Genomic DNA, 15,454 nt, shown 5'->3' on the forward strand with positions numbered 1-15,454 from the left:
CACGCCCCGCGAGTACCCCGTCTCCCGCGTTCAGTGCCGTCCGCCCGCGAGGACCGGTGCGGCCGCCTCGATCGGGACGCGCAGCGCCGAGCGGCCCGCGCGCCAGTCGGTGAGGAGCCGGTCGCCGAGCCGGTCCTCCAGATGGCCGGTGGCGTCGATGCCGAAGGCGACATCGGCCGCCAGGTGCGGTTCCTCCGCCAGCAGCCCGGCGATCACCTCGTGGCGCACCACCTGCTCGTGCACCGCGTCCGCCTCGACGTGCTCGTCGTAGAAGAAGACGGCGGCGGGTCCGGCGCCGGTGCGCCGCAGCGCCTCGGCGAGCCGCCGGGAGCCGGGCGAGGAGGTGATCTCGACCGCGGCGAAATGCCCCACCAGCGCACCGCGCAGCGCGCGGTGCAGCCCGAACAGCGACATCAGGTTCACGGTGGCCAGCACCTCCGCCGTGCCCGCGTCCAGATAGCTGCCGTACGACGTGTCGAGGTCCAGGTCCCGCATCAGGTCGGCGAAGAGCCGGGCGTGCACGCGTTCGGCCCGGCCGCCCCCGTACTCGTCGAACTCCACCGCCGCCATCGCCGCCTTGGCCCGGCCCCACAGCCGGGGCAGCACCCAGGCGTGCGGGTCGGCCTCCTTCAGGTGGTACAGGGAGCGCAGGGCGGCGTACTCGCGCAACTGCCACAGCTCGCCCTTGTCCCGCAGATAGTGGGAGACGCCGGTGCCGTGCACCGGCTCGACCAGGAGGTCGTCGAGCGCGTCGTCGACACCGGCGTGGCAGGTCGCGTCGGTGCGCAGCGCGGTGAGGAAGCGCCGTTCCAGCGCGGCCCGCACGGTGAGGAGGGCCGGGTCCCACTCACGCTCGGCGGCGACACCGGCGAACGAGCGGTAGTGCAGCTCGTAGCAGAGGTAGAGGGCCAGGTGCAGATCGTCGCCGTACGGCGCCGTGGTGGCGGCGTCCTCGGCGCGGGGGAGAGCGGGCCGGTGCCGCGCAGGTACTCCCGCACGCCCGCGCTCAGCGGTCCGCGGGCGGGCGGCAGCTCGGGTCCTCGGTGATCGTCGTCCATGGCGCACGGGTACCCGGCAACCGCCCCGCCACCCCCGGCCCGGCCGGTCCCCGGGCCGCCGCGGCTCAGTCCGTCCCGGCGTCGTCCCCGGCGCCGTCGTCGTCCGCGGCCTCCTCCTGCGCCCGGGTGCTGGGGGTGACCGCCTCCCCGGCCTCGCCCCGGTGGCGCCGGTCGCGGCGCTCACCCACATCCGTCTCGGCCTTCTCGAACTCGCGCAGCACCTCGCCGAGCGCCGTCTCCGGCCGCTGTCCGCCGTCCTTGTCCGGCATGACCGCCGCTCCTTCCGCTCTCGCTCTCTTCGGTTTCTCTTCCGTCCCGCTCCGTCTTCCCCGGACTTCCCGCCTCTCCCTCGTCTCTTTCCGGCACGTCCCCTCGTCCTCCTCGGCTTCGCACCCCTCCACGGGCCGTCCGGTGACGTCAGCCCCTGGTGGTCGCCGGTGTCCGGGAGACGGCCGCCGCGGTCAGCCGCAGAGGTACGGGGTCCAGGGGCGCGGCGGGCTCCTCGCCGAGCCGGGACACCCGCTCCCACCAGGACGCCCCGGCCGCGCCCTCCTCGATCTGGCGCAGCAGCACCCCCTCCCGGATGGCCCAGGGGCAGAGGGTGAGCGACTTCAGGCCCATCAGCTTCATCGCCGTGTGCCCCACCACGGCGCCGGCCAGGCTCTGCGCGGCGCGCGGCGCCGAGATGCCGGGCAGCGCGGAGCGTTCGGCGGCGGGCAGGGCGGCCAGCCGGCCGACCGCGCGGCTCAGCGCCGCCCGCTCCAGCCGCCGTTCCACGAACGGACCGTGCCGTCCGGGCGCGGCCCCGCACAGCCGGCCCAGCTGCTGGAAGGTGCGCGAGGTCCCCACGGCGGTGCGCGGCCCCTCCCAGCGGATCCGGGCGGCCACGTCCCTCAGCTGGTGCCGCACATGGCGCCGCAGCTCCTTGAGCCGCTCCGGCGACGGCGGGTCCGCGTCCGCCAGGAACTCATGGGTCAGCCGCCCCGCGCCCAGCGGCAGCGAGGCCGCGAAGTCGGGCAGCCGGCCGCGTCCGAAGGCCACCTCGAAGCCGCCCCCGCCGATGTCGAGCAGGGCCAGCGGCCCGCACCGCCAGCCCATCCAGCGTCGGGCGCCGAGAAACGTCAGCTCGGCCTCGACCTCCCCGGGCAGGGTGCACAGCGCGACGCCGGTGCGGGACCGGACGGCGCGCAGCACCTGGAGCCGGTTGGGCGCGGCGCGCACCACGGCGGTCGCGAAGGCGGGCGGGCCGGGTGCGCCCCACCGGGCCGCCGTGCGCCCTGCCTCCGCGACCGCCCTCACCAGGCGTTCCACCGCCTCCTGCGGGATGTCCTCCCCGGGCCGCACCTGCTCGGAGAGCCGCAGCCGCCACTTGGCGGTGTGCACCGGCAACGGTGCTCCGCCCACGGCGTCCGCGACCACCAGCCGGACAGTGTTCGACCCCACGTCCATCACGCTGATTCGCATGGGCCCGTGGCTACCCAGCGCGCTGATCGGCTACGCCTGCCATCGGCGTGAACGGCGGACGAACACAGGGAGAACGGCCGGTTTCGTCCGGGTTGCCTCCCGGTGGAGCGCAAGGGCCGCCGTCTCGTGGACGGCGGCCCCGGTTCGCGGTCGCGTACGGGTGCGACCGCGGCGGATCACATGTGCACGACCGGTTCAGCGTGCGAGTCCCGGCGCGGCACGCCGGGGCGGAAGAGCAGGAAAGCGATCACCGCGCCGGCGGCGAAGAGGCCGGCCGACCACCAGAAGGCGGTGGTGTAGCTCTCGATCGTGGCCTGGGCCCGGACGGCCGGGCTGGTCGCGTCGCGGCCGGAGAGATAGTCGGTGGCGGCACTCGCGGCCAGCGTGTTCAGCAGCGCCGTACCGATCGAACCGCCCACCTGCTGCATGGCGTTGACCGTCGCCGAGGCGACACCGGCGTCCTCGGCGGCCACGTTGCCGGTGGCGAGCTGCATGGCGGGCGGCATGACCAGCAGCCCGAGGCCGACACCGATCACCACGAGCTGCGGCAGCACCGCGCTCACGTAGTGCGAACCGGTGCCGATGCCGGTCAGCCAGGCCATGCCCGCGGTGGCGACGGCGAAGCCGAGCGGCAGCACCGTCTTCGGGCCGAGGCGGGGCACCAGCACGGTGGTGCCGAGCTGCGCGGTCACCATCAGCGCGCCGACCATCGGCAGGAACGCCGCACCGGTCCTGGTGGGGCTGAAGCCCAGGTTCAGCTGGAGGTAGTAGGTGAGGAAGAGGAACACGCCGAACATGCCGGCGCCGGTGATCAGCACGGTGAGGAACGAGGCGGCGCGGTCGCGGTCGAGCAGGATGCGCAGCGGCATCAGCGGATGCGCCGCCCGGGTCTGCCACCAGGCGAACGCCGCCAGCAGCACCCCGCCCGCCAGCAGGAAACCCCAGGTCAGCGGGGAGCCCCAGGCGTGGGTCTCGGCGTTGGAGAAGCCGTAGACGAGGCTGAACAGACCGGAGGCGACCAGGACGGTGCCCGGTACGTCGAGCCTGGAGCCGGCGGCGTCGCGGTGGTGGCCGAGCAGGATCCAGCCGCCCGCGAAGGCCACGACCGCGATCACCACGTTGACGTACAGCGTCCAGCGCCAGTCCAGGGCGTCGGTGAGCAGACCGCCCAGGAGCAGGCCGACCGCGCCGCCGGCCCCGGCGATGGCGCCGTAGACGCTGAAGGCGCGGGCGCGTTCACGCAGGTCGGTGAAGGTGGTGTTGAGCAGGGAGAGGGCGGCGGGGGCGAGCAGCGCGCCGAAGGCGCCCTGGAGGGCGCGCGCGGTGACCAGCATGCCGAAGCCGCTCGCGGCGCCGCCCAGCGCGGAGGCCGCGGCGAAGCCGACGACGCCCACGAGGAAGGCGGTCCTGCGGCCGAACAGGTCGGCTATGCGCCCGCCGAGCAGCAGCAGCGAGGCGAAGGCGAGCGCGTACGCCGTCACGATCCACTGCCGGTTCCCGTCGGAGAAGCCGAGGTCACGCTGGGCGGAGGGCAGGGCGATGTTCACGACGGTGGCGTCCAGCACCACCATCAGCTGGGCGACGGCGACGACCGCGAGGATCCACCACCGCCGGGGCGAGGCGCCGGGCGCGGTGTCGGCGGCGGTCGTCGGGGCGCCGTCGGTCAGGGTCTTGTCGGGCATGTCGGGAACCCATTTCCGGTGAGGTCGGGCGGGGCGTCGCAGCGCCGACCGGACAAAGGAAACGCAAACGAAACTGTTTCGTACACATCGAGCCTAGACGAGTGCGAGCGAAACGGCAACGTTTCGCTGTGGCTCAGTCGTCCGGGCGGGCCCGCAGCAGGAGCACCGCCACGTCGTCGACCCGCTCCCGCGCCGCCGCGCTGTGCCGCAGCAGCAGATCGGCCAGGTCGCCCAGCGGCGCGTCACCCGCCTCGCCGAGCCGCCGGCCCAGCTCGGCGAGCGCGTCCTCGATGTCGGTGCCGGGCGATTCGACCAGGCCGTCGGTGTAGAGGACGAGCACCGAACCGGGCGGAAGCTCCACCCGCGTCGCCGGATACGCCGCCGCCGGGTCGATCCCCAGCAGCGGCCCCCCGGCCAGGTCCAGCACCCGCACCCGCCCGTCCGGCCTGCGCAGCAGCGGTGGCGGATGCCCGGCCCGGGACATCACGGCACAGCCTTCCTCCGGGTCGAGCCGCAGATACAGGCAGCTGGCGAACAGTTCGACGCCGAGGTCGATCAGCAGCCGGTTGGTGCTCGCCATGACGTCCCGCGGGTCCTGGCCGACCGTCGTGTACGCCCGCACCGCCGTGCGCAACTGGCCCATCAGCCCGGCGGCGGTCACGTTGTGCCCCTGCACGTCCCCGATCACGGCCGCGGCCCCCGGCCGGGTGGGCACCAGGTCGTAGAAGTCGCCGCCGATCTCCATCCCCTGGGTGGCCGGCAGATAGCGGGCGGCGGCGTCGAAGCCGGGCAGGCGCGGCAGCGTGTGGGGCAGCAGCGCCTGCTGGAGTCCGTGCGCCAGCCGGTGCTTGGCGTCGTACAGCCGGGCCCGTTCCAGCGCCTGCGCGATCAGGCTGCCCAGGCTCGTCAGGACGGCCCGCTCGTCCGCGGGGAAGGGGTGCGGTTCGGCGTAGGCGAGCACACAGGTGCCCACCGGGCGGCCGGACGCGATCAGCGGCAGGTACGCCCAGGCGGCGAAGCCGTCGCGGACCGCCTGGCGTACCGGGTACAGCCGTTCGAGCTGCTGCCGGGACTCGAAGAAGGCCGGAGCGCCGGTGGACAGCACCCGGGCGCTCGGGGTCGGCGCGGTGAGCGGGGTGCCGTGGAAGTCCTCGACGGCGCGGAGGTTGTCGTAGCCGCGGTGCCCGAGCACATGCAGCCGCCCCGCCTGGGAGCCGAGGATCATCAGCGCCCGGCTGCCCACGGCCGGCACGACCTCGTCCGCGACCAGCCGGACCACGTCCGCCACGCCGACCGCCTCGGTCAGCGCCCCGGCCAGGCCCAGCACCCGCGAGATGGTCACCAGACCGGCCGCGGGCACGTCCGCGCCGGGCCGGGGCGTGCCGCGCCCCGGTTCCGCGACCGGCCGGGCCCGGCTGATCCGCACGGTCAGCCCGGTGGTGCTCGGATACATCCGGAACGACAGCCAGTCGCCCGGCGGGCGCAGCGCCACGAACGACGTCACATGCTGACTGAGCAGGGCGGCCCGGTAGCGGTCCTCGTACATGGGGTCGTTCAGCCACGGCACCGACGCCCACAGCCGGGTGCCCAGCAGTTCGCCCGCGGGCAGGCCGAGCAGGTCGGCGGCGGCCGTGTTGGCGAAGGAGAGCCGGCCGTGCAGATCGAGCGAGACCAGCCCGTACGGCAGCCGGGCCGCCATGCGGACCGCCTCCGCCGAACCGATCGTGCCGGCCACGCCCCCGGTCGGCGGCGCGGCCAGCAGATCGGGTTCCGGCAGGACCGGCCGGTGTTCCGCCGCCGCCCGTTGCAGCCGCAGCGCCAGCCGGTCGCAGGCCGCCGTCAGATGGTCGCGCTCCCAGTCGGACAGCACCGGCGGATGCGCGTCCGGCCAGGTCACGAAGACGGCCCCGTACGCGGTGGCGCCCGCGGCCAGCGGCATCGCGGCCAGCGCGAAGGGGTAGGGCAGGACCACGGCGATCCGCGGATAGCGGCGGGCCATCTCCTCCTCGCCGCCCACCCAGATCAGCCGCCGCTCGCGCACCGCCTGGGCCACCGGGATCGGCGCGCTCAGCCCGACCCGCTCCCAGGGCGCGGCGAAGGCCCGGGGCATGCCCGCCATGACGGCCATCTCCAGCACCGGCTGGTCGGGCGCCAGCAGATACACGGCACCCGAGTGCGCGTGCACCTCGTCCAGCAGGGCGGCGAGCGCGAGGGACAGCAGCGGACGGCCGAGCGGCCCGGTGGCGGCCGGGCGCTGTCCGGACGTCCACCCGTCCGACACGGCGACCACCTCCTCGCGGGCCGCGCCATGGCCCCGGCCCCCAGACTCTCTCCTGACGGCCCGGCCCGCACGGCGAGCGGAACGGAACGGCCGGCCGGGCCGGCACCGGGACGGCCGCGGACCCGGCGGGGCTCGTCGCCGGGGGACGGGGCGGCGCCGTCAGCGCGGCACGGCGCGGGGCGCGGACGGGTGGGAGCGGGCGGCCCCGTCGGCAGGGCGCGGGACGGGGGGCGCCGCCGTACGGGGAGGGCGGGCGGGCGGCTGTCGGCGGGGCCCCGTCGTGGGCCCCGGCCGGGCGATGGGGCGGGCGTGCGTACCCAATGGGGAGCTGTCCATGCACCCCCGCTCGGGCGCGTGGCGGCGGACGACCGCCGTGCGTGCGCCCCCGCGCCTCCCGTTGGCCGATTCTCCGTACCTCCGCCCTGTCCGTCCGCCCAACAATGGGGCACGCGCACACCACCATCACAGAACCCGCGCAAAGCGAACCGAGGGGGCGGCAGTGATACGGATACTTCTGGTGCACGACGCGTGTCTGGTGCGATCGGTCATGGCGGAGTGGCTGCGCCGGGAGCCCGGCCTGGGGGTGTACGACACGCCGTGGCGCGGCGCGCCAGGACTGGTGCGGTCGGTGCGGCCGGACGTGTGCGCCGCCGACCTCGACCACACCAGGGCCCGCGAACCCGTGCCGCTGGGCGAGCTCTGTCCGCGCGAGCCGGGCCACCGCCCGCCCCGCTTACTGGTGCTGACCACGGCGGACCGCCCCGGACTGCTGCGCCAGGCCATCGAGGCGGGCGCGCTCGGCTACGTCGACAAGAAGGGCTCCCCGGAACGGCTGGTGAGAGGCATCCGGCGGGTCGCCGCGGGGGAACGTTTCGTCGACGAGTCGCTGGGCCTGGGCTTCCTCAAGGCCGCCGAGATGCCGCTGACCCAGCGTGAGCTGAGCGTGCTGTCACTGGCCGCCGAGGGCGCGTCCGTCGCCGAGATCGCCGGCAGCCTGCACCTGTCCCACGGGACCGTGCGCAACTACATGGCGGCCATCACCCGCAAGACCGGGGCGCGCAACCGGATCGACGCCATCCGCATCTCCCAGGGGGAGGGCTGGCTGTGAACCGGACACGGCCCAGCCGCCGGTGAGCTCGCGGTAGAGCCGGGAGCCGCGCAGCAACTCCTCGTGCGTCCCGTACGCCGTGTCCCGGCCGTCCATCACCAGGACGCGGTCCGCGCGGCGCGCCGAGCTGAGTCGGTGGGCCACCACCACCAGAGTGCCGCCCGCCCGGACGGCGAAGGCCCGCTCCGCGCGGGCCTCGGCGTCCGGGTCCAGGTGGCAGGTCGCCTCGTCGAGCAGGGCGAGCGGGGCGGCCGACAGATACGCCCGGGTCAGCGCGATCAGCTGGCGCTCCCCGGCCGACAGCGCCGCCGGGTCGACCCGGGCGCCGGGCCCGCCGAGGCGGCGCAGGAGCGGAGCGAGGCCCACCGCTTCCGCCGCGGCCAGCAGTTCCTCCTCCGGCACCGGGTCGGGGCGCAGCTGGCAGAGGTTCTCCGCGAGGGTGCCGCTGTGCACGTAGGCCTCCTGCGGGATCAGCACCCGGTGCTCCGCCGCGCCGGGCCGCCCGACCGGCCGCCCGCACACCCTGATCTCCCCGGCGGCCGGTGCCAGCAGTCCGGCCACCAGCGAGGTGAGTGTCGACTTGCCGATACCGCTGGGCCCGACGACCGCCAGATGACCGCCCCGCGGGACGACGAGGTCGAGGTCGCGGACCACGGGCTCGCTGTGCGGGCCGTAGGCGAAGGTCACCCCGGTCAGGGCGAGGGCGGGCGCGGGCCGCGCCCCGGCGGGAGGGACGGTGACGGGGGCGTGCGCCGGGGCGTGTTCCGCCCGGTCCGGGCCGTACGGGTTGCCGTCGGCCGGAGCGAGGCGGCGCAGCACCACCGTCAGCCGGGCGCCGCCCGCGCCCAGGCCGTGGATGAGGTTCTGGAGGGCGGGCAGCAAGGACTGGGTGACATAGGCGAGGGCGCCCACCAGTGCGCCCGGCGAGACGTCGTGGGACAGCAGCCAGGGGGCGGTGACCAGGAGCAGCACGAGCGGCAGATGGCCGCCCACCGCGAGCGCCGCCACCCGCACGACCCCCCACCGGGCGAGCGCGCCCGCCGCCCGCCGCTCGGCGTCGACGCGTTCCGCGAGCGCCGCCGCGACCGGCGCCTCGGCGCCGAAGGCCGTCACGTCGCGCAGCCCCGGGCACACCCCGCCCAGCCGCTCCGCCAGGGCCTCGTCCGCCTTGAGGTACGCCTCCTGGCGCCGGGCGAGCGGGCGCAGGGTCGCCGCGAACAGGACGATCGCGGCCACCAGCGGCGGGGCGACCACCAGCGCGAGCAGCGGCGCCAGCGAGCACAGGCCGATGAGCGCACCGGCGGCGGCGACCACGAACGACCGGGAGACCAGCACAAGACCGGCGAAGGTGTCCCGCGCGATCTCCACCTGCTGGGTCAGCCCGGACAGCGCCCCGTCGTCCGCCTCGCGCACCCCGCGGGCGACGACCCGCTCCACCAGGTGGTCCCGCAGCGGCTCCACCAGCGCGGCGACCGACCGGTAGACCCGCCCGGTGCCGTACGCGCCGAGGACGACCCCGGCCCCGGCCACCGCCAGCCAGCCGAGCCCGGTCCCGGCCCGGCCGGCGAGGAACCCCGAGTCCAGGGCGCGCGCCAGCGCGAAACCGAGCAGGAACGTCTGCCCCGTCTCCAGCACCGACCACGCGCCCAGCCGGGCCAGCGTTCCCCACCGCCCGCGCAGCAGCCCGAGCCCCCACCGGACCCGTCCCCGGAGGCCGCCGCGCGCGCCGCCGGTTGCCGCGCCGCCGGTTGCCGCGCCGCCGGTTGCCGCGCCGCCGGATGCCGCGCCGCCGGACGTCGCGCCGGGGGCGTGCGACGGCGGGCCTGCGGCCTCGGCGGGCGCGTCGGCGCGTACCGGCACGCCGGGCGTGTCCGCCGGGCCGCCCCGGCGCTCGTACGGCGTGTCGGCGGTGCCGGTGTCCGCGCCGTCCGGCGCGCCGCGCCGGAACGCGGCCCCGTGGAAGCGCTTGCCGCTCACGACCGGTGCCCCCCGGCCGCTTCGACGGCGCCGTCGGCCGGACTCCCCGGTTCCCCGGCCGGACTCCCGCCCTCCGTTACGGACCGTTCCTTTTCGGCCACCCCGAGGACCCCGTCCGGGGCGCCGTCCCCGCCGAAGACCCGCCGGTAGCCCGCGTGCCGCCACAGCTCCGCGTGCGGGCCCACGGCGCGTACGCGGCCGTCGTCCAGCCAGGCGACGGCGTCCGCGCGGGCCGCCGTCGCGGCGCGGTGGGCGACGACGAGGCGGGTGGTGGAGGTGCCGCCCCGGGTGAGGGCGTGGGCGATGCGGTGCTCGGTGACGGTGTCGAGGCTGGACAGGGCGTCGTCGAGGACGAGCAGCCGGCCCCCGTGCGCGAAGGCGCGGGCGAGCCCGAGGCGCTGCGACTCGCCGCCCGAACGGGGCGCGTCGGCGAGCCGCGTCGCGTACCCCTCGGGCAGACGGCGCACGAAGTCGTCCGCGCAGGCGGTGCGGGCCGCCCGCCGGATCAGGCCGGGGGCGGGCGCGACGGGACCGAGCCCGATCGCGTCCTCGACGGTGGTCCCGATCAGCACCGGCCGTTCGAAGGCGTGCCCGATGGCGCCGCGCAGCTCCGCATGGCTCAGTTCGCGCAGCGGCACCCCGTCCAGCAGCACGTCCCCGGCGTCCGGGTCACACAGGCGTCCGGCGACCGCGGCGAGCAGGGACTTGCCGGAGCCGGACCGGCCGACCACGGCGAGGGTCGTGCCGCCGGGCACCGTGAGGTCCACGCCGTCCAGGACGGCGCGGTTGCCGCGCCGCGCGGTGACCCCGCGCAGCTCCAGGCGTCCGGGCCCGTCGGGCAGCGGGCGGTGTCCGTGGGCCGGGGCGGGCTCGGCCAGCACCTCGGCCAGGCGCCCGGCCGCCGCCCGCGCCCGTACCAGCGCCGAGAGCTGTCCGACCAGCACCCCGATGCCGCCGGCCAGGACCGCGTACCGCGAGGCGGCCAGCACGTCGCCCACGGACAGCCGGTGCCGGGCGAGCAGCCAGCCGGCCACGGCGACCACGGCCAGGTGCAGCAGCGGGGCCACGGCGACCGCCCGCGCGGCGGCCCGGCCCTGCGCGTGCCACATGGCGTGCCCGGCCCGGGACAGCTCGGGCAGCGGGCGCAGGATCCGTGCCGTCTCCCGGTCGGCGGTGCCGGCCGCCCGGATGGTGCGGGCGCCGCCGACGGCCTCGGCCAGCGCCGCCGCCAGCCGCCCCTGGATCTCCTGGTAGCGGGCCACGCACGCCGACGCGTCCCGGGCGAAGGCCCGCAGCAGCAGCGCGAGCAGCGGCGCCCCGGCCAGGAACGCGACCGCCAGCCACACGTCGAGCAGACCGAGGGCGACGACGGCGCCGACCGGTCCGGCCACCGCCGCGACCGTCGCGGCCAGCGAGGCGGGCGCGGTACCGGCCTGGGCGGCGCTGCCCACCAGCCGGGCGGTGAGTTCCCCGGAACCGAAACGGGCGCCGGCCCGGGGGCCGAGCGCCAGGACGTGCCGGGTCAGCCGCAGCCGCAGCCACGCGGTGGCGCGGGCGGAGGTGGTGCCGTCGAGCACGGTCTCGGCCATGTCCAGGGCGGTGAGCAGCGCCAGCAGGCCGATGGAGTATCCGACCCAGCGCCCGGCGGGGGCACGGGTCAGCAGCAGATCGAGGGTGCGGCCCAGCACCGCGGGCAGCAGCAGCCCGGCGCCGGTCGCCGCCGTGCTCACCAGGACCAGGGCGCCGCAGCGCACCGCGCCGTGCCGCACGGCGCCGCGCAGCACCGCGGGAGCGGTCACCGCCGACGGGCCTGCGGCGCGGTCAGCGGGGCCCGCCGCCGGGGCGGGCGTCGTCGTACGGCTGCTGCCTGGCATCCGCGGCATCCTCCTGGCCTCCTCGCGCGCGACGGGCCCCGGAGGGCCCGCCCCCGTGAGGGGAGCGGGCCGCCCGGAGCCATGGGTCGTACGGTGTGCGTCAGAGGCAGAGCAGGACGCTGACCGCGCTCACACAGGAGAGCAGGCTCGCGGTGCTGGCGCCGCCGCCACCGCCGTGGTTCTCGTCGGACTCCATCGTCTGCAGGTCGAGCAGGGCCATGTCGTGTCCTTTCGTCGGCCCCGGCGGTGCCGGGGTCCCGGTCGATACCCCATCGGGGACGGGGGTTGAATCACGACTCCGTCAGTCGCGGAGCCGCGTCTGTGAGGGCCGCGCGGGCGGCGGCAGGAAGGGCAGTCCGGCCCCGGTCCCGGCGTCGAGGGCCGCCGCGAGCGCGAGCAGGCACCCGGCCGTGCCGGTGGCGAGGTCCATGGACAGCCGCATCATCTGGTGGCCGGGGAAGGCCAGTTGGCCCTGGTAGGCCATCGCGTACCAGCCGAGCGCGCCGACCTGCTCGGCCAGCCGCTGCGGGGTCGCCCCGGGCGCCGTGCTGCGGCTGAGGTGCAGGATCATCCCGGCGCGGCCCTGGAACAGGCCGGGCTGGGCGTAGAAGCGGGAGGTGGCGGCGGTGAGCACGGCGTCGCGGGCCCGGGAGAACTCCTCGTCGGGCGCGTGCGCCAGATACTCGTCCAGGACCATGCCGATGCCCGCGCTGCCGTCGCCGAGGTACGGCAGGGTGCGCCAGCCCTCGTCGACCTCCAGGCCGCCGCCGCTGGGCTGGACGACGCACTGCTCCAGGTCGCGGCGGAGCGCGGTGGCGGCGGCGTCCAGCAGGGCGCGCTCGCCGGTCCACTCGTACTGCCGCAGCAGGAACAGCGCGGGCCCGCTGGCGCCCCGCAGCAGCCCGGCGCGGCGCCGGGGCGTGCCGGGCAGCGGCTCGGCGAGCAGGGCGGCGAGCAGATGGGCCGCCTCGGCGGCCCGCTCGCCCAGCTCCGCCTCGCCCGTGGTGCGGGCCAGGGAGCCGAGGACCAGGCCGAGCCCGGCGAGCCCGCCGCGCAGGTCGGAGGAGAGCTTCTGCCAGCGTTCGGCGAGGATCCTCTCGGCCAGGTCGAGGGCGCGCTGCCGGTGGCCGAGCCGGTCCAGGACATGGGCGACGCCCGCGAGCCCGTCGTACAGGCCGAACGGGGTGCCCGGCGGCGCGGACGCGGTCCGCTCCAGCAGCCAGCGCTCGCCCTCCTCGTGGCGCCCGGCGCCCGACTCGGCCAGCGCGTACAGGACACCGGCGGCGCCGTGCGCCAGACCGAGCCCGCCGCCGTCGGAGAACTGCGCGATGTCGCCGGGGTAGAGCCGGTCCTCGCGCTCCGGGGTCGCCGAGGCGAGCAGCGCCTTGGCCATCGAGTCGCGGGCGGCCGGCCAGTCGGCCGGGTCGGGATAGGCGGTGGCGCCGGACACCGGCGCGGCGGTGCCCGCGGGACCCTCCGCCGGACGGACGTCCCGGGTGATCTCCGCGACGGCCTCGTCGAGGAACTCCCGCGGCACGTCCGGGAACTGTTCGGCGATCACCTCGGCGAGGTGCGCCGCCTTGCCCCGGTCGATCACGAACAGCGTGGTCACCGGCAGGAACAGGGCGAGCCGCAGACACGCCAGCGCGTAGCGGTCCACCTCGGGTCCGGTGCGGTCCGGCGGGGCGAAGAAGCCCGGGTGGGCCACGACCTGGCGGCCGTTCTCCTCGGCCGGGGCGGCGGCCTCGAAGTCCAGCAGGGACACCGACTCGTCGTCGGGCCCCACGACGATGTTGAACACATGCAGGTCGTTGAAGACGATCCCGCGCCCGTGCACCGCCGCCACGGCCCGCTCCACCGCCCGGTGCACCCGCAGCGCCCACGCCGTGTACGCGGCGACGGCCTCGGGGTCGGGGTCCGGTGTCAGCAGCGGATGCCGGTCGCCGAAGTAGGAGTTGAGGGTCCGGCCCTCGACGAAGTCCATGACCAGGAAGCGGTGGTCGCCGAGCGTGAACCAGTCCCGCACCTCCGGCACGACCCCGGTCCCGGCGACCTGTTCCAGGGCGGCTCTCTCCCGCTCAAGACGGGTCACGGCGTCGGCGCCGTCGGCGGCGAGCCCGGCGTGCGGCCGGCCCTCCTTCAGCACCACCCGCCGGCCGTCGCGGGAGTCGGTGCCCGCGTAGACCCCGCCGCCGTTGGAGAAGTGCAGCGCCTTCTCGATGCGGTACGGCAGTTCGCCGACCGTCGTGGTGTTGCGCGCCGCCAGGTGCGGCTGGAGGAACGACGGCAGCGTCACCCACTCCGGCACCTGGAACGACGGGCTGCGCCGGTCCGGGACCAGCCGCCCCTCGCCGTCGCGCACGGCCGGGACCAGCGAGCCGCGCTCGTCGACGACGAAGGCCCGCGCGAAGGCACCGTAGCGGACGTACAGCGGTCCCTCGCCCCAGCGCAGATCGGTCAGGATGTACGGCCCCTCGAAGCCCTCCAGGAGGGCGCCCAGCTCGGTGAGCACCTGGTGCAGCCGCTCCTCGCCGTCCGGATAGACGGTGACGAACTTGCCGCTGGTGTCACGGGCCGCGTACTTGGTGTTCCGCAGATGCAGCAGATGCGGGCCCGGCACGAACTTGAAGGGGATCCGGCGCGGCACGCAGTAGTCCCAGACGATCGCCGCGATCCGCTCGGCGTTGTCGCGGGTGGCCGAGGCGTGGATCTTCCAGCCCTGCGCCGGGCCGGGCGCGGCACGGCCGTCGTCGCCGAGCGGGGTCAGCGTCAGCCAGTCGCCGACGCGGGTCGCGTCCCACCCCTGCGGCACCGCGCGCCGGGCCGTCTCGTACAGCGGCGCGGCGACCCGCCCCTCCTCGGACAGCCGGTCGGGCGTGTCGTAGAAGTGCGGATCGGCGAGCGCGTACACCTCGTAGCGCTGGTCCATGTCCGTCCCCTCCCTGGTCGGCACCGAGCCTTCCAGCCGGGCGGGGCCCGCCGACAGTCACGTCTGTCACGAGACCACCGTGCGGAACGCACGCGTCAAGACCCGTTCGTAAAGAACAGTTCGAACGGTGCCGGGCCCGAGGTCCCGTCGGCCCGGGGCACCCCGGTCGCCGACACGCTCCTCACCGGCGCCCGCCGCGCCGACGACATCGCCCTGCTGGTGATCCGCTACGACGGCCTGGCCGTACGCCCGCTGCGGGAGAGCCGGACGGTGTGGCGGGTGCCCGAGGCGGCCCGGCACGCCCGCCGCCTCACCCGGCGCACGCTGCGCTCCTGGGGTGCGGGCGAGGAGGCCGACGCCGCCCTCCTCGTCGTCTCCGGACTGGTCACCAACGCGCTGGTGCACGCCGAGGGCCGGGTCCGCCTGGACCTCACCCTGGTCCACGACCGGCTGCGCATCGCCGTCGCCGACGGTTCGCCGCGCACCCCGGCCAAGCCGGCGGACATCGGCTGGGAGGCCACGGGCGGCCGCGGCATCCTGCTGTTCGAGGCGGTGTCGACGGCCTGGGGAGCGCTGCCGGTCAGCGGCGGCGAACAGGTCCGGAGCGAACTGTCCCCGGCCCGCTGACGGACCCGCCCGGTTCTCCTGCCGCGCCACCGACCCGCCACATGGGTGCGCCGCGCCCCCGGTACGGCAGGTCTGAGCCGCGGACCGGCCCGCCGTGCTTAGGGTCCTGGGCTGTGTCACACACCTTCGAAGAGCTTGTGGCGAAACAGCGCGCCGCCGACGAGGCGCACACCCGGGTCGAACAGCTCCGGGAGACCTACGGGCCGCCCGCGCAGGAGCGGTGGACCGGAACGCAGAGCGGGACCTACGAGACGGCCCTGCGCGCCTGGCGCGACCTCGCCCGCGATCTCCAGACCGCGCTGAGCGAGTACGCGAGCGAGGCGGGAAGACCCCGCCCCGAGATCGAGACCGAGGTGGAGCGGGCGGCCCGCTCGGGCCCGGCCGACGGCGGAGCACCCGGGACGGACGGCGCCTGAAACCGCGCCGACGGCGCGAATCCGCAGGCCGCGTGCGG

At 76.3% G+C, this 15,454-nt stretch carries 9 protein-coding genes and 3 pseudogenes; 3 read left to right on the forward strand and 9 right to left on the reverse strand.

The genetic code is table 11. From position 1 onward, the window contains the following. Nucleotides 1–30 precede the first annotated feature (30 nt). From R4Z62_RS31345 to R4Z62_RS31365, 5 genes and pseudogenes are all read right to left on the reverse strand, one after another. Nucleotides 31–1,058: pseudogene (locus tag R4Z62_RS31345) on the reverse strand (iron-containing redox enzyme family protein). A 65-nt stretch (nucleotides 1,059–1,123) separates the two neighbouring features. Next, nucleotides 1,124–1,327 (reverse strand): hypothetical protein, encoded by a 204-nt coding sequence (locus R4Z62_RS31350; protein WP_382849453.1) that lies wholly within the window; start codon nucleotides 1,325–1,327, stop codon nucleotides 1,124–1,126. Nucleotides 1,328–1,475: 148 nt separating this feature from the next. After that, nucleotides 1,476–2,522, reverse strand: a complete 1,047-nt coding sequence (locus R4Z62_RS31355) for a Ppx/GppA family phosphatase (protein ID WP_355479012.1) — start codon at nucleotides 2,520–2,522, stop codon at nucleotides 1,476–1,478. Between the two features lie 176 nt (nucleotides 2,523–2,698). Then, the gene (locus R4Z62_RS31360; protein ID WP_491521567.1) at nucleotides 2,699–4,204 is read right to left on the reverse strand and encodes an MFS transporter; all 1,506 of its coding nucleotides are present in this window, start codon (nucleotides 4,202–4,204) and stop codon (nucleotides 2,699–2,701) included. A gap of 133 nt (nucleotides 4,205–4,337) precedes the next feature. Further along, nucleotides 4,338–6,494: a SpoIIE family protein phosphatase gene (locus tag R4Z62_RS31365; protein ID WP_382849447.1), complete on the reverse strand. Its 2,157-nt coding sequence runs from the start codon at nucleotides 6,492–6,494 to the stop codon at nucleotides 4,338–4,340. A gap of 538 nt (nucleotides 6,495–7,032) precedes the next feature. Between R4Z62_RS31365 and R4Z62_RS31370 the strand changes: the two are divergent. Further along, nucleotides 7,033–7,509 (forward strand): annotated as a pseudogene (locus R4Z62_RS31370) (LuxR C-terminal-related transcriptional regulator); the annotation flags it as partial. Here the strand turns inward: R4Z62_RS31370 and R4Z62_RS31375 are convergent. From R4Z62_RS31375 to lanKC, 4 genes are all read right to left on the reverse strand, one after another. Next, complete coding sequence (locus tag R4Z62_RS31375) at nucleotides 7,435–9,570, reverse strand: ATP-binding cassette domain-containing protein (RefSeq protein ID WP_491521568.1); 2,136 nt, start codon at nucleotides 9,568–9,570, stop codon at nucleotides 7,435–7,437. The pseudogene R4Z62_RS31370 and the gene R4Z62_RS31375 overlap by 75 nt on opposite strands. After that, on the reverse strand, nucleotides 9,567–11,444 hold the full coding sequence (locus R4Z62_RS31380) for an ABC transporter ATP-binding protein (RefSeq protein ID WP_491521569.1): 1,878 nt from the start codon (nucleotides 11,442–11,444) through the stop codon (nucleotides 9,567–9,569). Before R4Z62_RS31380 ends, R4Z62_RS31375 begins: the two co-directional genes overlap by 4 nt. A gap of 100 nt (nucleotides 11,445–11,544) precedes the next feature. Continuing rightward, entirely contained in the window at nucleotides 11,545–11,664 is a 120-nt protein-coding gene (locus R4Z62_RS31385) for a SapB/AmfS family lanthipeptide (RefSeq protein ID WP_018569989.1), read from the reverse strand. An 81-nt stretch (nucleotides 11,665–11,745) separates the two neighbouring features. Beyond that, entirely contained in the window at nucleotides 11,746–14,373 is a 2,628-nt protein-coding gene (gene lanKC / locus R4Z62_RS31390; protein ID WP_491521570.1) for a class III lanthionine synthetase LanKC, read from the reverse strand. Between the two features lie 165 nt (nucleotides 14,374–14,538). On the opposite strand from lanKC, the pseudogene R4Z62_RS31395 reads away from it, so the two are divergent. Both R4Z62_RS31395 and R4Z62_RS31400 read left to right on the forward strand, forming a co-directional pair. Continuing rightward, nucleotides 14,539–15,000, forward strand: a pseudogene (locus R4Z62_RS31395) (ATP-binding protein); the annotation flags it as partial. A gap of 113 nt (nucleotides 15,001–15,113) precedes the next feature. Next, nucleotides 15,114–15,416 (forward strand): hypothetical protein, encoded by a 303-nt coding sequence (locus R4Z62_RS31400; RefSeq protein WP_064536781.1) that lies wholly within the window; start codon nucleotides 15,114–15,116, stop codon nucleotides 15,414–15,416. The last annotated feature ends 38 nt before the right edge of the window (nucleotides 15,417–15,454 follow it).

The organism is Streptomyces sp. PL-25 (assembly GCF_058344915.1).